At 42.3% G+C, this 23,454-nt stretch carries 27 protein-coding genes and 1 other annotated feature; of the genes, 8 read left to right on the forward strand and 19 right to left on the reverse strand.

Annotation, left to right across the window (positions count from 1 at the left end; all coding sequences use genetic code 11):
* The first annotated feature begins 19 nt into the window (after positions 1-19).
* On the forward strand, positions 20-535 hold the full coding sequence (locus Q1J64_RS03880) for a YjcG family protein (RefSeq protein ID WP_301107776.1): 516 nt from the start codon (positions 20-22) through the stop codon (positions 533-535).
* Positions 536-548: 13 nt separating this feature from the next.
* Positions 549-980: a GNAT family N-acetyltransferase gene (locus tag Q1J64_RS03885; RefSeq protein WP_301107841.1), complete on the forward strand. Its 432-nt coding sequence runs from the start codon at positions 549-551 to the stop codon at positions 978-980.
* 55 nt (positions 981-1,035) lie between these two features.
* Here Q1J64_RS03885 and Q1J64_RS03890 read toward each other — a convergent pair whose 3' ends face one another.
* The 7 genes from Q1J64_RS03890 to Q1J64_RS03920 form a co-directional block, all read right to left on the reverse strand.
* Positions 1,036-1,350 (reverse strand): hypothetical protein, encoded by a 315-nt coding sequence (locus Q1J64_RS03890; RefSeq protein ID WP_301107777.1) that lies wholly within the window; start codon positions 1,348-1,350, stop codon positions 1,036-1,038.
* An 82-nt stretch (positions 1,351-1,432) separates the two neighbouring features.
* On the reverse strand, positions 1,433-1,687 hold the full coding sequence (locus Q1J64_RS03895) for a stage VI sporulation protein F (protein ID WP_301107778.1): 255 nt from the start codon (positions 1,685-1,687) through the stop codon (positions 1,433-1,435).
* Positions 1,688-1,702: 15 nt separating this feature from the next.
* Complete coding sequence (locus Q1J64_RS03900; RefSeq protein ID WP_301107779.1) at positions 1,703-1,843, reverse strand: YjcZ family sporulation protein; 141 nt, start codon at positions 1,841-1,843, stop codon at positions 1,703-1,705.
* Positions 1,844-1,912: 69 nt separating this feature from the next.
* Positions 1,913-2,275, reverse strand: coding sequence for a stage V sporulation protein AE (spoVAE, locus tag Q1J64_RS03905; RefSeq protein WP_301107780.1), 363 nt, complete (start codon positions 2,273-2,275; stop codon positions 1,913-1,915).
* Positions 2,272-3,288, reverse strand: a complete 1,017-nt coding sequence (locus Q1J64_RS03910) for a beta-ketoacyl-[acyl-carrier-protein] synthase family protein (RefSeq protein WP_301107781.1) — start codon at positions 3,286-3,288, stop codon at positions 2,272-2,274. The genes spoVAE and Q1J64_RS03910 overlap by 4 nt, the downstream gene beginning before the upstream one ends.
* Positions 3,282-3,737: a stage V sporulation protein AC gene (gene spoVAC / locus Q1J64_RS03915; RefSeq protein ID WP_301107782.1), complete on the reverse strand. Its 456-nt coding sequence runs from the start codon at positions 3,735-3,737 to the stop codon at positions 3,282-3,284. Before spoVAC ends, Q1J64_RS03910 begins: the two co-directional genes overlap by 7 nt.
* A complete protein-coding gene (locus Q1J64_RS03920) occupies positions 3,737-4,129 on the reverse strand; it encodes a hypothetical protein (RefSeq protein WP_301107783.1) in 393 nt (130 codons plus the stop codon). Before Q1J64_RS03920 ends, spoVAC begins: the two co-directional genes overlap by 1 nt.
* A gap of 127 nt (positions 4,130-4,256) precedes the next feature.
* On the opposite strand from Q1J64_RS03920, the gene Q1J64_RS03925 reads away from it, so the two are divergent.
* Positions 4,257-4,853, forward strand: a complete 597-nt coding sequence (locus Q1J64_RS03925) for a CotY/CotZ family spore coat protein (RefSeq protein ID WP_301107784.1) — start codon at positions 4,257-4,259, stop codon at positions 4,851-4,853.
* A 71-nt stretch (positions 4,854-4,924) separates the two neighbouring features.
* Here Q1J64_RS03925 and Q1J64_RS03930 read toward each other — a convergent pair whose 3' ends face one another.
* The 5 genes from Q1J64_RS03930 to Q1J64_RS03950 all read right to left on the reverse strand — a co-directional run bounded on the left by Q1J64_RS03930 (position 4,925) and on the right by Q1J64_RS03950 (position 9,042).
* Positions 4,925-5,311: a hypothetical protein gene (locus tag Q1J64_RS03930; RefSeq protein ID WP_301107785.1), complete on the reverse strand. Its 387-nt coding sequence runs from the start codon at positions 5,309-5,311 to the stop codon at positions 4,925-4,927.
* Positions 5,312-5,406: 95 nt separating this feature from the next.
* The gene (gene mgtE / locus Q1J64_RS03935) at positions 5,407-6,783 is read right to left on the reverse strand and encodes a magnesium transporter (RefSeq protein ID WP_301107786.1); all 1,377 of its coding nucleotides are present in this window, start codon (positions 6,781-6,783) and stop codon (positions 5,407-5,409) included.
* A gap of 74 nt (positions 6,784-6,857) precedes the next feature.
* Positions 6,858-7,784, reverse strand: a complete 927-nt coding sequence (locus Q1J64_RS03940) for an RluA family pseudouridine synthase (RefSeq protein ID WP_301107842.1) — start codon at positions 7,782-7,784, stop codon at positions 6,858-6,860.
* Positions 7,768-8,601: an NAD kinase gene (locus tag Q1J64_RS03945; protein WP_153720607.1), complete on the reverse strand. Its 834-nt coding sequence runs from the start codon at positions 8,599-8,601 to the stop codon at positions 7,768-7,770. The genes Q1J64_RS03940 and Q1J64_RS03945 overlap by 17 nt, the downstream gene beginning before the upstream one ends.
* 51 nt (positions 8,602-8,652) lie before the next feature.
* Positions 8,653-9,042 (reverse strand): UPF0738 family protein, encoded by a 390-nt coding sequence (locus Q1J64_RS03950; RefSeq protein WP_301107787.1) that lies wholly within the window; start codon positions 9,040-9,042, stop codon positions 8,653-8,655.
* 156 nt (positions 9,043-9,198) lie between these two features.
* Here Q1J64_RS03950 and Q1J64_RS03955 point away from each other — a divergent pair, with 156 nt between their 5' ends.
* From Q1J64_RS03955 to Q1J64_RS03965, 3 genes are all read left to right on the forward strand, one after another.
* Positions 9,199-9,876 (forward strand): lytic transglycosylase domain-containing protein, encoded by a 678-nt coding sequence (locus Q1J64_RS03955; RefSeq protein ID WP_301107788.1) that lies wholly within the window; start codon positions 9,199-9,201, stop codon positions 9,874-9,876.
* A 177-nt stretch (positions 9,877-10,053) separates the two neighbouring features.
* Positions 10,054-10,446, forward strand: coding sequence for a globin domain-containing protein (locus tag Q1J64_RS03960; protein WP_301107789.1), 393 nt, complete (start codon positions 10,054-10,056; stop codon positions 10,444-10,446).
* A complete protein-coding gene (locus Q1J64_RS03965; RefSeq protein WP_301107790.1) occupies positions 10,443-11,267 on the forward strand; it encodes a DsbA family protein in 825 nt (274 codons plus the stop codon). Before Q1J64_RS03960 ends, Q1J64_RS03965 begins: the two co-directional genes overlap by 4 nt.
* 487 nt (positions 11,268-11,754) lie before the next feature.
* Here the strand turns inward: Q1J64_RS03965 and pepF are convergent, their stop codons facing one another.
* The 4 genes from pepF to spxA all read right to left on the reverse strand — a co-directional run bounded on the left by pepF (position 11,755) and on the right by spxA (position 16,149).
* A complete protein-coding gene (pepF, locus tag Q1J64_RS03970) occupies positions 11,755-13,572 on the reverse strand; it encodes an oligoendopeptidase F (RefSeq protein WP_301107791.1) in 1,818 nt (605 codons plus the stop codon).
* 51 nt (positions 13,573-13,623) lie between these two features.
* On the reverse strand, positions 13,624-14,769 hold the full coding sequence (locus Q1J64_RS03975) for a competence protein CoiA (RefSeq protein ID WP_301107792.1): 1,146 nt from the start codon (positions 14,767-14,769) through the stop codon (positions 13,624-13,626).
* Between the two features lie 105 nt (positions 14,770-14,874).
* Complete coding sequence (gene mecA / locus Q1J64_RS03980; protein WP_301107793.1) at positions 14,875-15,522, reverse strand: adaptor protein MecA; 648 nt, start codon at positions 15,520-15,522, stop codon at positions 14,875-14,877.
* 228 nt (positions 15,523-15,750) lie between these two features.
* Positions 15,751-16,149 (reverse strand): transcriptional regulator SpxA, encoded by a 399-nt coding sequence (spxA, locus tag Q1J64_RS03985; protein ID WP_009765721.1) that lies wholly within the window; start codon positions 16,147-16,149, stop codon positions 15,751-15,753.
* Positions 16,150-16,565: 416 nt separating this feature from the next.
* Positions 16,566-16,779 (forward strand) — a binding site (T-box leader).
* A 625-nt stretch (positions 16,780-17,404) separates the two neighbouring features.
* Here spxA and trpS point away from each other — a divergent pair.
* Positions 17,405-18,391, forward strand: a complete 987-nt coding sequence (gene trpS, locus Q1J64_RS03990; RefSeq protein ID WP_301107794.1) for a tryptophan--tRNA ligase — start codon at positions 17,405-17,407, stop codon at positions 18,389-18,391.
* Positions 18,392-18,674: 283 nt separating this feature from the next.
* Here trpS and fabF read toward each other — a convergent pair whose 3' ends face one another.
* Positions 18,675-19,910, reverse strand: a complete 1,236-nt coding sequence (fabF, locus tag Q1J64_RS03995) for a beta-ketoacyl-ACP synthase II (RefSeq protein WP_301107795.1) — start codon at positions 19,908-19,910, stop codon at positions 18,675-18,677.
* 45 nt (positions 19,911-19,955) lie between these two features.
* The gene (locus Q1J64_RS04000) at positions 19,956-20,888 is read right to left on the reverse strand and encodes a beta-ketoacyl-ACP synthase III (protein WP_301107796.1); all 933 of its coding nucleotides are present in this window, start codon (positions 20,886-20,888) and stop codon (positions 19,956-19,958) included.
* Positions 20,889-21,066: 178 nt separating this feature from the next.
* On the opposite strand from Q1J64_RS04000, the gene Q1J64_RS04005 reads away from it, so the two are divergent.
* The gene (locus tag Q1J64_RS04005) at positions 21,067-21,249 is read left to right on the forward strand and encodes a YjzD family protein (RefSeq protein WP_301107797.1); all 183 of its coding nucleotides are present in this window, start codon (positions 21,067-21,069) and stop codon (positions 21,247-21,249) included.
* Positions 21,250-21,302: 53 nt separating this feature from the next.
* On the opposite strand, the gene Q1J64_RS04010 is transcribed toward Q1J64_RS04005, so the two are convergent.
* Entirely contained in the window at positions 21,303-23,444 is a 2,142-nt protein-coding gene (locus tag Q1J64_RS04010) for an ATP-dependent Clp protease ATP-binding subunit (RefSeq protein ID WP_483315944.1), read from the reverse strand.
* Positions 23,445-23,454: the final 10 nt, after the last annotated feature.

The following is a 23,454-nucleotide window of genomic DNA, read 5'->3' on the forward strand; positions in this document are numbered from 1 at the left end:
CACGAGGAGGTAATCTTAAATGAAATACGGTATTGTTGCATTTCCTACGAAGAAACTTCAAGACCTGGCAAACAGCTATCGCAAGAGATATGATCCGCATTACGCGCTGATCACACCTCACATGACGCTGAAAGAAGCATTTGAAGCAAATGATCAGGAAATTGAAGAGGTAGCAAAAGCGTTAAAAGAAATTACAATCAAGAACGAACCTTTTGAATTAAATGTCACTAAAGTCAGCTCGTTCGCGCCAACTACGAATACAATTTACTTCAAGGTTACGCCAAACGATGAATTGCTCGACTTACACAAAGACCTTAATTCCGATTTTTATCATGCTGAATCCAACTATGCATTTGTACCGCACATCACAATCGCTCAAGACCTCACTTCCGGCGAGCACGACGATGTCATCAATCAGATGAAAATGGTAGGTGTCGACCACTCTGAAGTCATCGATCGTATTCACTTATTGTATCAATTAGATGACGGTTCATGGACAGTGTATGAAACATTCCGTCTAGATCGGGACGCTTAATTTGCAGATTACAATGAAGATCGTTACAGATGATCATGGAAGACAGGATGCATTCTCTGTTCGCAAGAAAGTATTTGTCGAAGAGCAGGGAGTGCCTTTGCATTTAGAATTGGACGAGTATGATACAGATGCTACACATTTTGTCGTATATGATAATGAAGATCACCCGATTGGCGCTGGCCGTATGCGTGGTCTCGTCAATGCACATGGAAAGATCGAAAGAATATGCGTGCTGCCTGAACACCGTGGCAAACACTTCGGCAATATGATTATGAATACACTGGAAGAACATGCGAGGGTTAACTCGATGAAAAAACTTCTACTGAACGCACAAACCTATGCCGTGCCTTTTTATGAGAAACTAGGCTATGTAGTCACTTCACCAGAGTTCATGGATGCCGACATTCCCCATCGTGCAATGGAAAAAGTTCTAATATACGACTGAAATACAACTAAAATACCCCTGTCAGCATAGAGCTGACAGGGGTATTTTGAATTTGTCATACATACGCGTTTACGGCTAGACCTTTTCCGACCACTACAGCAATCTCTGGAGATAATTGAGCTGGATTCGGAGAAATGGGTCCTTTTTTAACTAACGGTCGAGGTACACGACGCTTCATGTTGCGCTCTTCCATTTGCTCTTTACGCTGACGATTCTCGTCTTCCAATACATCTTCCCAATAGCTTGATTCCTCATTTTGAAGACGTACTGGACTTACCCGGCCGATATAAGCAAAGTTATGACGTTCGTTATTCATTCTTTCTGCGTATTGCTGAGATTGAAGTGGCTGGATCGGTAAAATATATCCCATGACGTGCACCTCCTTAGAATGTACTCTTTGTTTATACTATATCCACTTTGCATCGGCTTTAAACCTATTTATGAAAATTTAATTAATTACCGCCAAGCATTTTATTGATGTCGTTCATGTTTAGTCCCTTACCACTTTGAAGGATGGAATTGACCAGTTCGTCTTCTATATGCTGCGGTACGTCTTTCCTTGCTACCTGACTTACTTTCTGCACAATCTTTCGAACTTGGTTTTCATCCTTAAAGTCTGCATATTGGATGGCATTGGCTAATGCAAAGACTTCTTCCATCGGGACACCTGTCTTCGATTCTATTTTACGAAAAAATGAATCATTCATTCTCAGATCTCCTCCTTAGAAGTAGCAGCTGCCTACAATAATCAGTAAAATGAACAGTACGACAATCAAGACAAACGTAGAACCGTTATAGCGGTCTCCGCAGCCTCCGCCGCCATAACCTTGACCTGGACCATAAGATGGAAAACATCCGTACATAAAAACCCCTCCTTCCTTCTTCTCTATCGTATGCAGAGAAGTAAGAAATGGAGAGGGCATTTTTTCTATTTAAACATTTCCTTTTGATGTAAAAAGAAGTGCCCCAATCATACCGAAGATAATCGCAGCACTGATACCTGAACTAGTTACTTCAAACATGCCGGTGACTACACCGATCAAACCGTGTTTCTCAGCTTCCGCCAGCGCGCCATGTGTTAATGCATTGCCAAATGAAGTGATAGGAATGGTTGCACCCGCACCTGCAAAATCAATCAGCGGCTCATACCACCCAATTCCGTCGAGAATCGATCCGGTAACGACAAGGGTACATAATGTATGAGCAGGAGTGAGTTTCGCTACATCCATTAGCAACTGGCCAATGACACAAATTAAACCTCCTACTATAAAAGAGGTAATATAAATCGATATCATACCGCCACCTCGCCTGCAGTTATTTCTATTGCATGTGCGATACAAGGAATCGTGTCACCTTGCTGATAAGAAAGCGGAGACAGTAAAGCGCCTGTTGCAATCATCAGTACACGCTGATATTCACCCGTACACAACTTTTCATAGACATCCGAAAAGAATACAGCAGCTGAACAGCCCGCTCCGCTTGCGCCAGCCATAAATGAAGGATCTTTTCCATAGAATTCCTCACCGGCATCCCGGAAGTTTTTTGTATGTGGCAGGCCAGCTTCATTCACAAGTGCTTTAAAAATTTTGAACCCATTGCTGCCTAAATCACCTGTAATGATCGTGTCATAGTCGTCAATCGTTTTGCTGTGACCTATCAAGTGGCTGGATAGAGTAGCCATTGCCGCAGGAGCCATTGCTGACCCCATATTCAGGGGATCCGTCATCCCCATATCAACGACCTTGCCGACTGTTGCACATTCAATTGACGGCATTCCCGGTTTATTTTTACCAATCAGCACAGCACCCGCTGCCGTTACAGTCCACTGGGCAGTCGCTCCTTTTTGAGAACCATATTCCAGAGGGTAGCGGAACTGTCTCTCAACAGCATTATGCTGGCTAGAGGAACCGGCAACTATCCAATTCGCTTGCTGTGCATCTGTAAATAACGCGCCTGTAATCATGGAAGAAACAGACGTAGCACAGGCTGAAAATAATCCTATGTACGGAATTCCCAGTGAATGTGCAGTGAAATTCGAAGGCGTCATCTGGTTTACTAAGTCGCCCGTTAAGAAGAAGTCTATTTTTTGCACATCTTTTTTTGCTTTGCTAAGTGCAATCATCACTGCATCGTACATTAATTGTCTGTGACCATCTTCATTCGTTGGTAAATCACATCTTTCATCTTCGTAAACTTTATCAAATTGCTTCGCAAAAATACTTTTCTTATCCTCTAAAGGACCTGCCGCCACACCTGCAGAATGAATGCTTGGTTTAGTCGAAAAAGTCATCGTCCCATTTTTCACCATGATACGACACCTAATTTCACTAAAATTGTTTTAATAAGCGCCACTAGAAACGCCGAGAATACCCCGAATAAAATAACCGAACCCGCCAGTTTAAACATATTTCCGCCAACACCGAGCACATAACCTTCCGATTTATGCTCAATCGCTGAAGAGACGACAGCATTGCCAAAACCAGTGATAGGCACTGCTGCGCCGGCACCTCCAAATTGCGAAATCTTCTTATAGAGACCAAATCCGGTCAGCAGCATGGAAATAAAGATCATTGTCGCTACGGTCGGATTACTTGCTGTGCGTTCGGTAAAATCAAAATATGTTATATAGAAGAGAGCGATAAATTGACCGATTAAGCAAATCAATCCACCTGTCAAAAAAGCACGAACTGTATTTTTTAGAAGAGGAGTTTTCGGTGATAGTTCTTTCTCTAAATGGGCATACTTTTGTTGTTCCATCAGGTTTGCTCCTTTTCAATGGATTGAATTTCCTTTATCTTTTTTCCGTATTCGTCTTTGTTCTTTTGATCCATCAGTTTTTCAGTCTCCAGAAGCACTTTACTATCTGCAGAGACGGTAACGTTTAATTCCGGATAAGCTTTTTCAATTTTCTTCTGTAAATCAGCGGCAATTTTTTTCTTTTGAAAGCGTGAAAAAGTGTTAACCCGAATACCGGCAATCATCTCTTTTTCATGGAGAAGAACGAACGCTAATTTTACTTGATCCTCTGCTTTCAAAATCTCTTGCAGCGGCTCATCCTGATAGTCCGTAGTATTTTCAACTCTCGTTCCCAGTTCACTGCATCCCGCCAATAAAATGAGTATAATCAACAGCAAATTTATTCGTTTCAAGGATATCTCCTCCTTTCCTAACAGTATGGAATATTTCAAGATGATTTATGCATCCCTGTACAAACGCCCTGTCGTCCTGGTTTGCCCGGCATAAAGTATAGAGAAAGACAAACAGGAGGTGGATTTAGTGGGATGTGAAAGAACAGAAAGTGGAAGAGATCATCATCATCACGACGGTTGTTGCAATAAGTCCAATTGTATTTGTGAAGTGTTACGCTACATCAAGCGTGTCCAAAGCACTAGTCCGGAGGTGGATTGTGTAGAATGTGATACCGATTGTTTCATGGCACCACTCGGCAGTCTGGTAAGTCCTGCACGTGGCCGCGTCAATACGCGTGTGTTTAGTTTATTGACAGCAAACGGAGACTATTTCAAAGCGGTATTCCGTGGAGGCAAAAAGAACCCTTGTAATCCGACGCTAAGAAGCACGTCTGATGATGCAGGCAGAAGACCACATCCACACCCAGTATCAACAAGCTGTGTGTCAGTGTTCTTCAGAGTACAAAAAGTATTTGACTCTTGCTGTGCAACAATCCAAGTATTGCAGCCTTTGAAAGACGGCTGTCCGTTTGATATCTTTCACAACGGAAAAATCTGTTTAGAAAAAGTTTGTGAAGTTAACGGTTTTGGACCAACCAATACTTGCTTGACTGTCGATTTAAACTGCTTCTGCGGTATCCAATGTATCGATGACGTCTTTATTGATTTCTGCGACGAAGATTAATTTAGTAGCAATAACACTTGCAATGCGATAAAAAAGGCGAACCCGGAATATCGGGTTCGCCTTTTCACTTGTTATAAAACGAATGATTGCTGTTTCCACTTTATTTCTTGAATGTCTTTGATCTCGATCGACGTCAGTTCCTCATTTTCCATCATCAACAGCAAGCCATCCTTCATATCATGTATCTTCCCTTTAATGACATTGGCTTCCGTCACGATCTCAATCGGTTGGTACAATTCTCTTCGAAACTGATGATTTAAAAAATCCAAACGGTGCTGAATATCTGGATTTGCAACAGACGGCTGCTCATCTTGTAGTTCTTCTATTGCGGCTGGTACTTCTTCCCGCGCATTCTCCATTTCAAAAACTGACGTACTTTCTTCTTCCATCATCGGTTTATAGACGAATTTTCGAATCACCGGATTTTGTATAAATAACAGCGGTTCTTCTTTACGCACATTAGTCACATCCTTTTTGTTTAGCATATGTAAGCAAATTGCCTAACGTTCCACATGCTAAACCTTGTGCTTTACGAAAAAAAGCATTCATCAGCTCATAACGAACTGATAAATGCTGTAGCCAGGCCTAGATAGATGATAATACTAATGACGTCATTTAATGTTGTGATAAATGGACCTGAAGCAACCGCTGGATCAACTTTGATCTTATGCATGAACAAAGGAATAAATGATCCTGAAATCGTTGCAACAAAGATCGATACAAGGGTTGCGGTACCTACAAGCAGCGCGATGACTAATTCATGTTTCCAGACAAATATCAGCAGGACCACGAATATCGCACAGACTAATCCGGTAATCAGCCCGGTACCTGCTTCCCTGATCAGTAACTTCATTTTGCTTTCATCTTCAATATCCCGCGTAGCGATACCACGGACCGCAACGGCTAATGACTGAGTTCCACTGTTACCAGCAGTTCCCGCAATTAGCGGAATAAAGACCGCTAGCAATGCTACTTGTGAAATGGTTTCGGTAAATAAATCAATTAAATTTGCTGTCAGCATCCCAAGCACGATTAAGGTAATCAGCCACGGAATCCTTTTCTTTGCTGCGGAAAGGGAGTTTTTATCAAACGTATCCATTGTTGATACACCGGCAAGTTTGGAATAGTCATCGGAAGCTTCTTCATCGATAACATCAATAATATCATCGACTGTAATAATCCCTAATATATGCTGCTGAAAATCAACAACAGGAACAGCAAGGAAATTATAGTCTTGAATCGTTCTGGCGACATCTTCCTGATCATCAGAAACAGATACACTGACAATTCGATCGCTCATAATATCGCCGATAATTGTATCTTCATCCGCTATAATGAGATCACGCAAAGACACAACGCCATTCAGACGTTGATAATCATCTACAACAAAGATATAATAAATGGTTTCTGCACTCGGCGCTTCACTGCGCAGAATGGTCATAGCAGAACGGACAGTCGAATTTTCAGGAACCGTAACGAATTCCGTTGTCATAATCGATCCGGCTGTATACTCTTCATAATGAAGCAAGGCTTTGATTTGCACTGCTGCTTCTTTATCCATCAACGTAAGATAGCTGACGGCCTGCTTTTTATCAAGTTCTTTCAGGACATCTACCGTATTATCCACAAACATGTATGAGATCATCTCTGCGGCATAAGTCGCGTCCATCTCCTCTAGGAACTCTTTGTATTCATCTTCCTCAATTTCACTTGTTTCAAAAATCTCAGCGAGTTCTTTTGGCGATAAATAAAAATACATCAATTCCCTAAATTGGGAACTAACTTTTTCATAAAAAATTGCTCTGTCATATGGATGAAGGGTTAAGTATTCTTGTCTAAATGAATGAATATCTTCTTTTTCGAGTAATTCACGCAAGCTATCTTCATCAAAGACGACTTCATTTTTCATTTCCTCTGGTTGATTGTTCATGAGGGTTCACCTTCCCTTCCGCATTTACAGTTTACACTATATTCTTCTATTATTCCCCGGGAAATTATTTCATTTTACAGTTGGATGAGCTCACTATCCTGCAAAAAACGTTGCATATCATCCGGCAACGCACTTTCAAACTTCATTCGTTCCTTCGTAAGCGGATGTAGGAAACTGATGGACGAACAATGCAAAGCCTGTCTTGGGAAAGTATGATTTACAGCGCCATACAAATCATCGCCAACTAAGGGATGACCTGCCCACTGCATATGGACGCGGATTTGATGCGTCCTACCTGTATGCAGTGTCAAATTCACTACAGAAAAAGGATAAGCATTATTCACATAACTTCCCAACAACTTTACATCAGTCTTGGCATACTGCCCATCCTGCCGTACTGTCCGTTCGATAATACTGCCCTCTTTCCTACCGATAGGCTGCTCAATTGTCATAAAAGCGGGAATACTGGCCCCTTCTGCAAATGCTGTATAACTTCGCTGAAAAAGCTGTTGATTCATCTGTTTGCTTAATAAATGATGAATATGTCGATTTTTTGCTGCACAGATCACACCAGATGTGTCTGTATCCAGTCTTGTCACCATATGTGCAGTCGATAAAACTCCATCTTTTTCAAATTTACCGCATACAAAATTTGCAAGCGTTCCTGTAGGATGATTGCGCGAAGGAATCGTACTCTGACCAGCTGGCTTATCCAGCAATAAAATCGCTTCGTCTTCATATAAAATCGATAGTTTTCCATACTCCGGCTTCAGACCTTCACTCATCTGTTCCGGTGGAAATTGTACCGTGATTCGATCACCGGGCTGCAACACATGACGGACGTTGCGAACTTCATCATTTACTAGGATCTGTCCGCCTCCATACTTAATTGCTGTTAAAGTAGTTTTAGAAATGTCATTTTGTGCCAAGAATTCACGAAGCAACATCCCTACTTGCGTCTGAAATTCAAGTCGAAATAAACGGTCAGTTCTTTGCTTCATCATCTTCACGTTCAAAGCGCAAATCACTTGCCACGAAGGATTCGTTGACGCGCTTCCAGAATGGGAAAGGCCTGAAACGTGCAAAGCCCATTTTTTCATTGGAAACTTTGTACTCAATCGATTTTACGTCTTTATGAAGCAATTGCAAATGATCCACAGTTACCATAAAATCCGGTCCTTTTACAGGAGTCAGCGTACAAATATGATGATCCGGCAAAATCAGCGGAGAACCGACAGTACGGAACACTCTATTATTAATTGATGCCATTTCAGTCAGCTGCATAGACGGCAGAGACGGATGGATAATCGCACCGCCAAGCGATTTGCTATAAGCAGTGGAGCCAGATGGTGTCGACATACACAGGCCGTCTCCTCTAAAACGTTCGAAGTGTTCGCCATTCAGTTCAACATCCATTACCAACGTCACTTCAGGAGATTTGACTGTGGACTCGTTCAACGCCAGATAAGAAGCACTTTTTTCGGAATGACGATAATTAATCGTTACCTCAATTAGCGGATACTCAATGACTTCATATTCCTGTCTAGCGATTAAAATGACCAATTTCTCTATTTCTGAAGGTTTCCAATCCGCATAAAAGCCAAGATGTCCTGTATGAATCCCTACGAATGATGTTTTATCTAAACGGTGTATGTATTTATGGAAAGCATGCAGTAAGGTTCCATCCCCACCGATTGACAGCACGATATCTGGTTCTTCTTCGTCATACTTCAAACCGAAATCCCGCAGATAGACCCGTGCTTCCTTCATTAACTTATTCGAAATCTCATCGTTTCGCGACTGAATCGTGAATTTCATTAAGTCACTTCCTTTCTTCTTTTGTGATTTCTGGTACTCCATTACCATTTATTAATCCACCTGTTCTAGCACAGGCCGAAAAACCTCTTCTACAGCCGCGCTAAATGTTTCACCATAGTTATCATTTCCCTCAATATTCAGTATTAAAGCTTCTAATTCTTCTATCGCACCGTCTAAATGAACTTTTTCATCATTCCATACGATGACGGGAGCTAACTTATTCAGCAGCATTTCCACAAGACCTTCCCAGCTTTCCTGCTGAAAATACGCATAGCGATAGCCCGACTCATGATCAAATACATAAACGAATGATTGTCGGTCTGTGTCGGTCAGCATTTTTCCCGCTGGCGAACCTAACGGCCACTCGTTTTCGGGAGATAAAATGAAGTGCATTTCATTGTCTTGCTGAATCGTTTTTATTATTTTGTTTTTACTATCCACGATGATCACTTCCTTTATTTGTTGTCTTTACGTTCAGTCTAACATATGACACACATAGTTGCATTTTGTTATTGTACATTCTGGTATAGAAGTTGCTATAATGGATATAATCGACCAATAAATATGTTAGAAAAATTATAAATAGGGGGAGAAAGTATGAACCTAGACCCACAAAACCTGCGGATACTCCTGCAAATTAATGCTATTCAAACTCTCGGAGCTGTTCAATCCTTCAGTACACACTCTTCAGGAAGTTCAAATGAATTTCAGTCTATGCTTGCGCAGCTGATGATGGGCGGAGGAACACTTGGTTCAGAAAGTTCAGAGGCATTGTCCAGCAGCCTGCTTTACCAAGGAGTAAACCCAGTACAAATGCCTTCTACAATGCCTGCAATCCCGCTACAAAACCCGAGGACAGCTGTCTCGGCGCTGCCGACATCAACTGGCACATACAACGGGCGCTACGAAGATATCATTAAACAAGCAGCCGATAAATACCAACTGCCTGAAAAACTCATTGCTGCTGTCATTAAGCAGGAATCCAATTTCAATAATAATGTCACCAGTCACGCAGGTGCAGCCGGTCTCATGCAGCTCATGCCCGGTACTGCAAAATTCATAGGGGTTACGGATCGTTTTGACCCGAAACAAAATATTATGGGCGGAGCCAAATACCTGAAAAACATGCTGAATCAATTCGGCAATATCGAAACGGCATTGGCAGCCTACAACGCAGGCCCCGGAAACGTCAAAAAATACGGCGGTATTCCTCCATTTAAGGAAACACAGCAATATGTCAAAAAAGTCATGAACTATTATGGGCAGATGGTATAATGTTTCCGTTTCCCCTTTTACAATTTCCATCCAATTACCGAACGCTATCGGATGGATTTCTATTCATTCAGCTAGCGCCTGCTATATAACAATGATAAATAATAAGCTCTTTTATTTGTATAGAAAATCGTTCGTTGATAGAATAAAGACACAGAAGAACGAAAGGGTGTGAATGCAATGACCCGAAAACCTGTTATCCCTTTCGAGGAGATTGGCGAAAAAAAGTTACATGAAATGATTGATTGTTTTTACGAAAAAGTCGCTGTGCACCCGGATCTCTATCCAATATTTCCTGATGATCTATCGGAAACTGCGCGGAAACAAAAACAATTTCAGACACAATATTTAGGCGGCCCTAACTTATTTACAGAAGAACACGGCCATCCCATGATGAAAGCCCGGCATATGCCTTTCCCCATAACACCTACTCGCGCTAAAGCTTGGCTTGCTTGTATGGAAGAAGCAATGGATGAAGTGGGACTGGAGGGACCGCTTCGGAATGTCTATTATCAGCGCCTTGTCTTAACAGCCAACCATATGGTAAATAGGAACGAGGAGGAAGACCAGTGAACTATCTAACCGTAATTGATGATACGTTACACTATTCTGCTTCAGCAAAACCGATTGAACTTTATGTATTTTTGGATCCTTACTGCAAAGACTGCTGGTCACTCCAACCGCTTTTGCGTAAACTACAGGTCGAATACGATCACTATTTTACGTTACGAATTGCGTTGCGCACGCCAATAAACAAACTGAACATACCGCAACATACAAACACAAAAGGTACTGCATCAACGAAGCGTTCTAACCCGTGCTTCCCGAGCATCGCAGTAAAAGCTGCAGAGTTTCAGGGCAAGCGTGCCGGTTTTCGCTACCTTTCTTGCTTATTGGAGTATTCCTTCATGAAAAATCGTGATGTGGCATCATTTTCTGTCCTGGTAGAAATTGCAGCACGCATTAATTTGGACGTCGATGAATTTATTGTCGATTTTACGTCTGAAGAGACGCTCCGTGCGTTACAGGTCGATATGTTTCTAGGCAATGAAATGGAAGTGGATGAAGCGCCGACCTTTGTCTTTTTCAATGGCAATATTGAAGATGAAGGCTTGAAAGTGGACGGCCTCTATGACTATCCAATCTATGAACAAATCTTAGAAGAATTGATTGGACAACAGATTTCACCTGATATCCCGCCTTCGATCAGTTCATTATTCAATCGTTTTGATTTGCTGACAACAAAAGAAGTCGCAGAGATCTATCACATTTCAGAAAAAGAAGCGGAACGTGAATTAAAAAAACGTGTATTGAAACAACAAATTGAACGCATACCTTTTCAAGACCGTACATTATGGCGGAAGAAACAGCCCAATTGTTCATTAATCAAATAGCACTTATTCTAGTCCGGGATAATAATCATTTTATTATCCCGGATATTTTTCTGCGTAAAAAGTAAGTAGAAGAATATCGTTTCCCTGGGTTCTAGGCGGACGCTTCCACTCCGGGACACTGGCTGGTTTTAAGGCAATCCCCCAGCGCCGAAGCGGGTTTAAACCGCAAACTCACACTTCATTTAACTGCCTGCAAAATCGAGCAACGGAACCACAGCAACTACATCAATACTCAGCGAAAAATCAGCTTGTTATACATTCGTCAGACAAAAAGAAAAGAGCATTCGCTCCTGGGGGGGAGTGAATGCTCTTTTTCAAAGGGAATGGGAGAAATGTTCACGTTCAAACAAAAGGGGTGTATGTTTGGTATGTGATTTATTCCACACTCATATCTTATCATAATTGACTTTTGACATCAACAAATTAAACCCGCATTCCTTCAGATGTCACAGGTTTCGACACGGTCATGTGAATGGTATGGAACCAATTACCCTCTTTTAGCCAATAGCTGTTCCAGTTCATTCAAACGTTCTTCAAATACGCGGCAGGCATCCTCGATCGGCTGTTCCGATGTCATATCAACACCTGCTTTTTTCAGTACTTCGATTGGATAATCTGAAGAACCCGCTTTTAAGAAGTTGTTGATGTACCGATCGACTGCCGGCTGGCCTTCTTCAAGAATTTGCTTGCTCAGCGCTACTGCTGCACTATATCCTGTCGCATATTGATAGACATAATAGTTATAGTAGAAGTGTGGGATACGCGCCCACTCTAAGCCAATTTCTTCATCACTGACAATCGCATCGCCGTAATATTTCTTATTAAGTGCATAATATTCTTCAGTTAATTTTTCAGCTGTTAACGGCACGCCTTCTTGATCTAGCTTATGAATCAGCTGCTCAAACTCTGCAAACATCGTTTGACGGAAGACTGTCGCACGGAATCCGTCTAACCAATAATTCAGAAGATAAATTCGCTGATCTTCATCCGTTGTCACTTTCAATAAGTGATCGTTCAGCAATGCCTCATTCACTGTAGAAGCTACTTCCGCCACAAAAATTGAATAACCGCTGTAGATAAACGGCTGGTTCTCGCGTGAATAATAACTGTGGACACTGTGCCCGAATTCATGTGCTAGCGTAAACAGATTGCTCACATTATCCTGCCAATTCATTAAAATATACGGATTCGTTCCATATGAACCTGAAGAATATGCGCCTGAACGCTTCCCTTTGTTTTCACGCACATCTACCCAACGATTCTCCAGCCCTTCTTTGACGATGGACTGATAGTTCTCACCAAGCGGGTGGAAACTCTCAAGCATCGTCTCTTTTGCCTCTTCATATGTGTACTTGATTTCAGTATCTTCTACAAGTGGCGTGTACATATCCCACATATGAAGGGTGTCGGTCTGTAAGACTTTTTTACGTAAAGCTACATAGCGATGCAGAGAATCCAGGTTTTTATTAATTGTCGACACTAGGTTCTCATACACCTGTTCCGGAATATGATTCCCAGACAACGCAGCTTCTCTTGCAGAACTATAGTTGCGGATTCTTGCATTGACGTTATGCGCTTTGACATTTCCGCTTAATGTAGAAGCAAAAGTATTTTTGAACTCACCATATCTTGAATACATTTCTTTGAAAGCAGCCTCCCGAACTTTCGGATCTTTGCTTTCCAAGAAACGTGAGTAACGGCCGTGTGTCAGCTGTACTTCATTGCCCTCCTCGTCCTTCACCTTGCCGAACGTCAAATCGGCGTTATTCAGCATACTGAATGTTTCACCAGGCACTGCCGTCACTTCAGACAGCTGCGCAAGCAATTCTTCCTGTTCTGATGAAAGGATATGCGCGCGTTCTGCATTCAATTCTTTGAATTCCTGCTTATATAAACGTAAACCTTCATGTGAATCAATCGTTTTGTTCAATTGCTCTTCATCAATTGAAAGCAATTCAGGTGTGAAATACGAAAGGGCTGTGGAGACTTTAACAACCAGCGTTTTAATACGCCCATCCATTGCCTGATAATAGCTGTTAGTCGTATCTTGATCCGTCTTTAAATGAGCATACGTATACAATCTTCGCAAACGTTCCGCCAATTTGTCACGGTAAGTGAGGGCTTCGAAAAGCGGTCTAGCTCCGTCGCCGAGAGTCCATTTATATCCCTCGGCTTCATTAACCATTTCTTCTACTTTCAGATATTCTTTATCCCACGCTTCATCAGAAACAAAAATATCTTCCAGGCGCCATGTTTCTTCTTCGGCTACTTCATCGCGAGTCAATACTGTATTATCATTTGTCAATTAAATTCCTCCTTCAGCCTATTCAACTTAGTTATAATCCATTATATTTTCTCAATTCTTCGCATGCATTGCAAGAAATCGCCCTGAAAGGACCTCGTAAACGTAATTCCCTTCAGAAAGTTGATCCATACGATAGATATCTATGCGTTCTGCACGTAAAAAATCCACATACGAGCGGCAAGCCTCAAGTAGATTGACTTGTTCTCCTTCGAATTTTTTGGCGAATGAATGAAAAAATGACAGATCCAGCTGATGAGGTGACTTTCTGGTTTCACGAACAGCCGCTACAAGCAATAATTGCCATTCACAGTCCGATTGCTTGAATGCTTCCTGCCCCAGAACAGGAACTCCAATCCAAGCAGGGAGCTGAACCGGCTGAATACGCATTTCATAGCATGCCCGCAAGAATTGATTGTGTATGCCCTTTTGATTGTAAGCGATGACAGTACGCAAATATTTGCGACGGGCAGATTGATAATGAAGGGTAAGCTCACGGATATCTGTTTGTCGGGGAGCAGAAGGAAGCGAAAATGGAACGGTCTGTTTATGCAAAGACAATGTTAAACGCCGAGCTGCATATGTCGAACCTTGTAAATGAATTATCGGGCTTAGATAGTGGAATTTTTCACTATGAGGATGATAGGTAAGAAGGACGGACATTCGGTTATGTATTGGCCGAATAAAAAATTGAAGAAATGAAGATAAACGAAGAATAAGAGTGTCAGCAGAAGATGCGTGAACTGATTGAGGTGTCAGGATAATCCAAATGGGAAGCATAGACAATGTATAATAGCCTGCATTACGCTGCTGGACAAGCGTAATGGGAATTGTACTGCATTGGAATTCTACCGGCACTTCTGTGTTTTGCCAACGAACAAGCAGATCGGGCCGCTGCTTTATGTCTGGCAGAAACGGTTCCAACTCTACATCAAGTGCATGACTCGAAAACAATTCATACAGCTGACTTTTACCAAGCAAGTGTGCAGGAGATTCGCCCTCAGAAAAACTATCTCGGCAGGACGACTTCTGATAGTGAGCAAAATGTGGGATGACGACATTACCGACTTTCAAAAGCAACTGTTCTTTACATTGGGGACAATAAAAGGATTCTTGTTTACGCCACTCTCTTAAGCTTTCCAGGGATTGCGTTCTAGTTAGGATGACTAGTTTCCCTTCAACTGTTAGAGCTGTCAACAAGGACTTCACTCTCCTCTCTAATTTATCTTACAAATTTTCAGACTACTTAGCAAGCATTTTATAAAAATAAAAAAGCTACCAGTATATCGGTAGCTTTTCAGTATATTATGCAAAATATTTATCGACTTGTTTGAATACATCAGATTCCATGACAACAGTACCATATTCTTCTAAACGGTGGATCGTCAGTTTGGACGGTGAACCAAATTCTGAAATCATGCTGGCAATATCTCTGGCGCGTTTAGTTTCAATGAGAGAGTAATCAAATCGCAAGTTTAGATAGTAACGATTTTCGAATGCATATAGCTGAGTTTCGAACTCGTCATCCAAAGAAATCAGCTTAGCTGCAAGGGGAATCAGTTCGTCAAATTCATTGAACTTAAACAATCTGTCCGTAAGCTGCACTTCTTCATCTTCCTCTTCAGATTCATTGAGTGCGTCAAAGATTGGATCAAATAACTCTTCCGGGTCTTCGATCCCAAAAGGAAATTGGGAACTCTCAGCATTTTTCGGCAGATGCGCCCGGGTAACGATTACTTCGATTCCCTCATTCATCGCATTGACTTGAATCCATAGCGGACCTTCTACTTCAAACTCTGTGTCGTCGCCTAATTCATCCATCATATCCCAAAAAAGCTCTTCACTCTTTTCGCGGTTATACCATACATCTTCTTTACTGAAGCCGCGATCCTCAATATCCCCGTATGATAAATAAAACTTTACCGTATTTTCATTAATTCTCTCTATTTCCATCCCTTATCTCTCCCTTCTGTAAAACAGGCCTTCCCCTGTTATATAATTTACTCGCTTGCAATGCTTACTCTTACTATATGTCTACCAAACCGAATTCGAAAGGGTTTATTTCATTTGCCTAAGCATTCAAGCGAAAATCCTAGAGGAATCCAAGGGAAATTGAATTCAAAAAAGCTGATAGGCACAAATGTATCCAGTGTGTCGTCCCTATCAGCTTTTGTATTTAGATTAGTTTACCATACGCCGCGCTTCGAGCAGCTGATAGGCTCTAACTTTTCTAGGTAGGAAACGACGAATCTCATCTTCATTGTATCCTACTTGAAGTCTTTTTTCATCTAGAATGATTGGTCTTCTTAAAAGACCTGGATGCTCTTGAATTAATTCATATAACCGCTGTAGCGGCAGGCTTTCTACGTCGACATTTAACTTTTGGAAAATCTTAGATCGTGTAGAGATAATTTCATCTGTACCGTCTTCAGTCATGCGCAGAATTTGTTTGATTTCTTGAATATTCAATGGTTCAGAGAAGATATTACGCTCTGTATAAGGAATCTCATGTTCCTCCAACCATGCTTTAGCTTTTCTACAAGATGTACAACTAGGTGATGTATAAAGTGTTACACCCATTCCTGACACGTCCTTTCTCACGGCTTGCGCTCATTTGGATTTAATATGTTTAGACTTTAATTTAGAATTATTATAATTTATCTTGATACTGCTCATTATACACATAATCATTCTCAATTAATATAGTTTTTCAAAAAAACTTTTACGGAATTTCTACAATTATTTCATCAATAGAAATCTTCCATGAATCGAGATGTTTTCAGCAATAAATGAACATCTTTTCTTTTTATACCCCTTACCGATTTGATTTAAACCTGCTGCATAAAATTAATAGGATTCTCATTTAGATTTTTTCTCATTTACTGCTTCTCTTTCTTATAGTACGTACAGATGTACTGAAAGGTTTCATTTTAATTAGAAATTCTTTCAAGAAGTTGCATTTGTCAAGGCAAGCCGATATACTTTTAAGTAATAAAACAACGGCCGTGAAGGAAAGAGTATTTTTGCCGCGATTTTCCCAGAGAGCTTGTACAAGGTGTGAACAAGCAAAATCGCCCAAAAGGAATGGGATCCTGAGCCTGATGGATGAACACAAGTACTCCATCACGTTTTCCACGTTACGGAACAGAGTGGCTTTTTTCAAAAGCAATTCGGGTGGTACCACGGTTCCCAACATCAATCGTCCCTATATCCAGGGAGGACTGATGTTTTTTTATGCAGTTTTTTAGGTGAGTGGGTCTTAAGGCAGGTTTGGATTGATTATTATCCAGTTTGGGATTTAAAGCAAAGATGTGCTCATAACGCTTCGCTTTTAATCGCAGAAGTAATTGCTATTCCCGCAGGAGTCGCCCCACCCTCCGCTTCAATCCTAGGTTTTGTTGTGGAAGGATGCAATAAGACCACTGAAGCTTTCTAACATCTGTGAAGTTTTGTAGATCACATAGTATATAAAGTATTCATGTCTCATTTGCATATTTTAAATCCAAAAGGTAACTTGTTTGCAGTCTTGAATCATATCGATGCAAGTTTGTATTGATTTGGAACTTCTAACAGTATCTTTAGAATCAAAATTTATTTGCATAATAACTACAACGAACTCAACAAAGTATTTCACCACAAAAAATTAGGGATTGAAGCGGAAGACGGTCGACTCCGGGAGGATCAGGTCGACAGGTAAGACGACTTTGGGGAGCTCACGACCAAGTCGGCTTACCGCGGGCCCTCCGGAAAGCGTACCGTCTGAAGCGAAAATCACCATGCCCAAAACCTTATATGCATACATTTTTAAAAACTTAAAACCAGGAGGAAAACAAAAATGAAAACCATATTCTCAGGCGTACAACCTACAGGCGTCATTACTCTAGGCAACTACATCGGTGCATTCCGTCAATTCGTCGAGCTTCAGGACGAAGAAGACTGCATCTTCTGCATCGTCGATCAGCATGCCATCACCGTCCAGCAAGATCCTGACGAACTCAAGAAAGCAATCAGAGCCCTCGCAGCTACGTACATCGCCAGCGGCATCGATCCGGAGAAGTCCACACTCTTCATCCAGTCCGAAGTTCCGGCACACGCACAGGCTGGCTGGATCATGCAGTGCGTCTCATATATTGGGGAACTCGAACGCATGACACAGTTTAAAGACAAATCAGATGGAGCAGAAGGCGTATCAGCTGCACTGTTGACATACCCTCCATTAATGGCGGCAGACATCCTTCTGTACAACACTGACATCGTTCCTGTCGGCGAAGACCAAAAGCAGCATCTCGAGCTGACACGCGATTTAGCAGAGCGATTCAACAGTCGCTATGGAAAAGTATTGACCATTCCGGCCGTTCGTATTCCGAAAAACGGTGCAAGAATAAAATCTTTACAGGATCCACTGAAGAAAATGAGCAAATCTGACCCGAATAAAAAAGCAACGATCACTATTTTAGACACACCAAAAGAAATTGAAAAGAAAATTAAAAGTGCAGTTACCGATTCAGAAGGCATTGTAAAATTTGATACAGAAAACAAACCAGGCGTTTCTAATCTATTAATTATCGAATCTTCATTGAGCGGAAAGTCAATCGCTGAATTGGAGGCGAAATATGAAGGATTAGGCTACGGAGCGTTTAAAGCCGGCGTTGCGGAAGCGATTAATGAACATTTAGCTGTTATCCAAAAACGTTACTATGAGCTGATCGATTCTCCTGAACTGGATACTTATTTAGACCAAGGAGCTGACAAAGCTCACCAAATTGCTTCCGCGACGCTTAAGAAAATGGAAGCCGCAATGGGCTTGGGACGTAGACGGTAAGTAGTAGCGCAAAACTCGCAATCAACAGCAAAGTAAAATCTACTGACTGCAGCATGAACAGCAGTATTTGCTGATAGTCATAGCCTAACGCAGAGTAGTTTAAGTAGAAAAGTAAATTGGCCAGTGATACTACAATCACACAATAACTGCAGATGAATACCAGAAAACGTGTCAAACTGATCCTCGCCTTTTCTGTTTTCTTTCAATATATGATTGAAGGAACCCATTTTAGACGAGCATACCAAAAACGGAAAGAGCCATGAGCTCTTTCCGTTTTTGTATATTAGATCTTTTTAAATATCAAGGAAGCGTTGTGACCACCAAATCCAAGCGAGTTGCTCATCGCGTAGGTGATATTTGCTTTACGCGCTTCATTTACCACATAATCCAAATCACATTCAGGATCGGGCGTTTCGTAATGAATCGTCGGCGGAACAATGCCTTCCTGCAATGCTTTCACTGTGAAGATTGCTTCGATACCGCCAGCTGCGCCAAGTAAGTGACCAGTCATCGATTTCGTTGAGCTCATCATCAACTTATATGCATGATCCCCGAATACTGTTTTAGCTGCCATCGTTTCGAATAAATCATTATACGGCGTACTTGTTCCGTGCGCGTTAATATAATCAATTTGATTCGGCTCGATGTCCGCTTTCTTTAAAGCTTGTACCATTGCACGCGCGGCACCTTCTCCGCCTGGCGCCGGTGCCGTAATATGATGCGCATCTCCAGTCGAGCCGTATGCTACGATTTCTGCGTAGATCTTGGCTCCGCGTTTCACCGCATGCTCATACTCTTCCAGTATCAAGATTCCCGCACCTTCACCCATGACGAAACCGTCGCGGTTCTTATCAAACGGACGCGATGCTTTTACAGGATCTTCATTCAATGAAAGTGCAGTGCTCGCAATGAATCCGGCAACAGCAAGTGACGTGATCGGCGCTTCAGTTCCGCCTGTGATCATGACATCTGCATCTCCGCGCAGAATAACTTCAAATGCGTCTCCGATTGAGTTTGTACCTGAAGCACATGCCGTAACCGAACAAGAGTTAATTCCTTTTGCACCCGTTATAATCGAAACCTGTCCTGCTGCCATATCGGGAATCATCATTGGCACGAAGAACGGACTGACCCGGCGATAGCCTTTTTCAAGGAATGTGTTGAACTGAATTTCGTGTGACTCCATGCCACCGATTCCAGAACCGATCCAGACACCTGTGCGGAGTGCTGTTTCATCATCCAGTTCAAGATCAGCATCCTTCATTGCCATCAATGCCGAAGCAACCGCGTAGTGAGTAAAGCGGTCCATTTTTCGTGCATCCTTACGTGAGACATACTGCTCGATATCAAAGTCTTTAACCTCAGCCATCACACGCACCGGGAATTTTTCTTGATCCAGGCGGGTCATGATATCGATACCTGATCTCCCTTCAATTACTGCATTCCATGAGTCTTCAGCAGAATTTCCTACTGGCGAGATACCACCGATTCCAGTTACCACTACACGTCGTTTTTCCAAGTTCAAACTTCCTTTCTATCGTTAACTTTGTTAGTTAGTTACTGTTTACTTACCCCATTTTATACATAGGGCACCCCAAGTCAAGCCGCTGCCGAATCCAACCATGACAATGACATCATCATCTTTGACACGGCCTTCCGCCAGATCATCCACCAAGGAAATTGGAATAGACGCGGCAGACGTATTACCGTATTTATGAACGGACTTTGACATTTTCTCGACAGGCAGGCCAAGGCGTTCGCGTGCTGCTTCCATAATACGGATATTCGCCTGGTGAGGAATCAAAAAGTCTACATCTTCTTTTGCCAGACCTGCTTTTTCCGTAACAGCCAGTGCAGATTCACCCATTTGACGAACAGCGAATTTAAATACTTCACGGCCGTTCATTTCAATGAATTTGTTATGCATTAAATACTTACCGCCTCCACCGTCAGCGCCCAATTCGAACGAAAGAATACCTCTGTCGCCGCTTACTTTACCGACGACCGTCGCACCGGCTCCGTCGCCGAAAAGAACTGCAGTATTGCGGTCTTCCCAGTCTGTGATCTTGGATAATTTTTCTACACCGACCACTAATACATAATCATAAGTGTTCGATTCAACAAACTGTTTTGCAGTAACGACACCGTACATAAATCCGGCACAGGCTGCTGAAATATCCATCGCTGCAGCATTCTTTGCACCCAATCGCTCTTGTATCATTGTAGAAACAGAAGGAAACGAGTGGTCAGGAGTTACTGTCGCAACGAGAATCAAACCGATCTGATCTGCACTGATTTCAGCTGATTCCAATGCCTGCTTTGCTGCTTCAAATGCCATGTCCGATGTGTTCGTTTGATCATCTGCAATCCGACGTTCTTCTATCCCCGTACGTGAACGAATCCATTCATCAGATGTATCTATGCGTTTTTCCAAATCTTGATTTGTTACGACCTGCGGCGGATTATATTTTCCCATCCCTAACAATCCTGCTCTCATTTCATCTACCCCGTTCCTTATCATCTATTATTAGTACCTGGTATTAATTATAGAAGAAAATCGAACATTTTTCAATACAAGGACACTTTTTCGTCAAAAATAGTTCATATTATCATTTCATCGTTCAGATGTGCTATGGTATGATGTAGTTTGAAATAGACTAGTCGAGGTGAAAATCATGCAATATATTATGACATTTGTTTGGTCGTTCTTATTAGTTTCCATGTTGAACTATGTTGCTGGTTCAATTGTAGGTACTGAATTTGACTTCATGGCGGGCGTTACCGTCTCAATCGTATTAGCTGTATTGGTTCTGATCATCACAGCTATTATTCCAGACGAGTCCCCGGCAGACGTTTAATCGAAAGCCAAAAAGCGTAAGCACTCTACAGTGCCTACGCTTTTTTCATACCGTTATATCCTTCCGACCTGCACAACTAATTCCCCGTCCTGCATCGTCAATTGGATTCGTTCGCCTTCCTGCATACTGCCTTTAATGACTTCTTTCGCCACTTTCGTTTCCACATGACGCTGAATGAAGCGTTTCAGCGGCCGTGCACCGAAATCTGCATCCGCGCCTTCTTTGACAATCCAGTCCAGTACTTCATCGTCATAAACTAACAGCACATCCTGATCTGCAAGCCGCGCCACTAAATCGCCAAGCATTTTTCGGGTAATTGCTTTGAATGAATCAATCGTTAATGAGTGGAAGATAATGATATCATCCATCCGGTTCAGCAACTCAGGTTTGAAATGACGACGTAACTCTGCCATGATCAAATCTTCTTTTGCATGATCCTCATCATTCAAATTTCCATCCAAAAGATAAGCAGAACCTATATTCGAAGTCATGATGACGACTGTGTTCGTAAAGTTTACCAATCGTCCCTGACTGTCCGTGATCCGTCCGTCATCCAGAATCTGCAGTAAAATATTCGCGACATCCGGATGGGCTTTCTCGATTTCATCCAATAACACAACTGCATAAGGATTACGTCGAACAGCTTCTGTCAGCTGACCGCCTTCTTCATAGCCGATATACCCCGGAGGCGCACCGACAAGACGCGACACACTGTGTTTTTCCATATACTCAGACATATCAATCCGCACAAAATGGTCTTCTGAATCAAATAACGTAGCAGCCAGTGTCTTCGCAAGTTCCGTCTTACCAACACCCGTCGGACCTAAGAATAGGAACGAGCCAATTGGTTTATTCGGATCCTGAATTCCTGCACGTGCGCGCCAAACCGCTTCAGTCACAAGTTGTACCGCGTTATCCTGGCCAATGACGCGTTCTTTCAATGTTTCATGCAGGCGAAGCAATTTCTCCCGCTCACCTTCCACCAATTTTGTCACCGGAATGCCTGTCCAGCGTGCAACAATTGAAGCGATCTCTTCTTCCGTCACTTCTTCACGCAATAAACGAAGATCTTTACTGCCTTCAAGCGGACTTTCCAATGCTTTTAACTCTTTCTCCAACTCAGGAATCTTACCGTACTGTAATTCAGCAGCTTTATTCAAATCAAAACGACCCTCTGCTTCTTCCAATTCGCGACGATAACGATCCAATTCTTCCCGCTTGCTTTGAACCTTTTTCAATGAAGCTTTTTCACTGTCCCACTGCTCCCGCATACCTTTCGAAGAATCTTTCAGCTCCTGCAATTCTTCACGCAAAGCAGCAAGCCGCGTCTGACTCATCGTATCTTTCTCTTTGCGAAGTGCCTGCTCTTCAATCTCAAGCTGCATAATACGGCGTGTCACTGCATCCAGTTCCTGCGGCATGGAATCAATTTCGGTCCGGATCATCGCGCTCGCTTCATCAATTAAATCGATTGCTTTATCGGGCATAAAACGCTCCGTTAAATAGCGGTCTGACAGCGTTGCGGCCGCCACTAATGCACGGTCATGAATCCGCACCCCATGATGCAGTTCAAATCGCTCTTTCAATCCGCGTAAAATCGAAACTGTATCTTCGACTGACGGTTCGCGCACCAAAACTTGCTGAAATCTTCGTTCAAGTGCTGCATCTTTTTCAATATACATCCGATATTCATCAAGCGTCGTCGCACCGATACAGTACAGTTCTCCCCGCGCAAGCATCGGCTTCAGCATATTCCCCGCATCCATCGCGCCTTCCGTTTTCCCTGCACCGACAATCGTATGGATTTCATCAATGAATAAAATGATTTCCCCATTACTTTCTTTTACTTGTTTCAATACACCTTTCAAACGCTCTTCAAATTCTCCGCGATACTTGGCACCCGCAATCAATGCACTCATATCCAGCTCAAAAATCTGTCGGTCCTTCAATCCTTCCGGTACATCACCTTTGACAATACGCTGAGCAAGTCCTTCAACGATTGCGGTTTTACCGACACCTGGCTCTCCGATCAGTACGGGATTATTCTTCGTTTTTCTTGATAAAATTCGTATGACATTTCGTATTTCTTCATCCCGGCCGATCACCGGATCCATTTTACCGTTTTTCACTTCATCCACAAGATTCCGACCAAATTGCTCAAGAGGCGAGCGTTGGTCTTCCTGCATTCCATCCATACGCATAACC

The organism is Sporosarcina sp. (assembly GCF_029257255.1).
Classification (GTDB): Bacteria; Bacillota; Bacilli; order Bacillales_A; family Planococcaceae; genus Sporosarcina.

Coding starts and splice junctions, on each gene's coding strand:
- Q1J64_RS04010 (WP_483315944.1), bottom strand. CDS start 23,444: ATGGATGGAATGCAGGAAGACCAACGCTCGCCTCTTGAGCAATTTGGT.
- spoVAE (WP_301107780.1), bottom strand. CDS start 2,275: ATGATATCGATTTATATTACCTCTTTTATAGTAGGAGGTTTAATTTGT.
- spxA (WP_009765721.1), bottom strand. CDS start 16,149: ATGGGTGTAACACTTTATACATCACCTAGTTGTACATCTTGTAGAAAA.
- spoVAC (WP_301107782.1), bottom strand. CDS start 3,737: ATGGAACAACAAAAGTATGCCCATTTAGAGAAAGAACTATCACCGAAA.
- Q1J64_RS03945 (WP_153720607.1), bottom strand. CDS start 8,601: ATGAAATTCACGATTCAGTCGCGAAACGATGAGATTTCGAATAAGTTA.
- Q1J64_RS03885 (WP_301107841.1), top strand. CDS start 549: ATGAAGATCGTTACAGATGATCATGGAAGACAGGATGCATTCTCTGTT.
- Q1J64_RS03960 (WP_301107789.1), top strand. CDS start 10,054: ATGACCCGAAAACCTGTTATCCCTTTCGAGGAGATTGGCGAAAAAAAG.
- Q1J64_RS03900 (WP_301107779.1), bottom strand. CDS start 1,843: ATGTACGGATGTTTTCCATCTTATGGTCCAGGTCAAGGTTATGGCGGC.
- Q1J64_RS03895 (WP_301107778.1), bottom strand. CDS start 1,687: ATGAATGATTCATTTTTTCGTAAAATAGAATCGAAGACAGGTGTCCCG.
- mgtE (WP_301107786.1), bottom strand. CDS start 6,783: ATGAACAATCAACCAGAGGAAATGAAAAATGAAGTCGTCTTTGATGAA.
- Q1J64_RS04005 (WP_301107797.1), top strand. CDS start 21,067: ATGCAATATATTATGACATTTGTTTGGTCGTTCTTATTAGTTTCCATG.
- Q1J64_RS03955 (WP_301107788.1), top strand. CDS start 9,199: ATGAACCTAGACCCACAAAACCTGCGGATACTCCTGCAAATTAATGCT.
- Q1J64_RS03940 (WP_301107842.1), bottom strand. CDS start 7,784: ATGAAGCAAAGAACTGACCGTTTATTTCGACTTGAATTTCAGACGCAA.
- Q1J64_RS04000 (WP_301107796.1), bottom strand. CDS start 20,888: ATGAGAGCAGGATTGTTAGGGATGGGAAAATATAATCCGCCGCAGGTC.
- trpS (WP_301107794.1), top strand. CDS start 17,405: ATGAAAACCATATTCTCAGGCGTACAACCTACAGGCGTCATTACTCTA.
- Q1J64_RS03890 (WP_301107777.1), bottom strand. CDS start 1,350: ATGGGATATATTTTACCGATCCAGCCACTTCAATCTCAGCAATACGCA.
- mecA (WP_301107793.1), bottom strand. CDS start 15,522: ATGGAAATAGAGAGAATTAATGAAAATACGGTAAAGTTTTATTTATCA.
- Q1J64_RS03880 (WP_301107776.1), top strand. CDS start 20: ATGAAATACGGTATTGTTGCATTTCCTACGAAGAAACTTCAAGACCTG.
- Q1J64_RS03910 (WP_301107781.1), bottom strand. CDS start 3,288: ATGGTGAAAAATGGGACGATGACTTTTTCGACTAAACCAAGCATTCAT.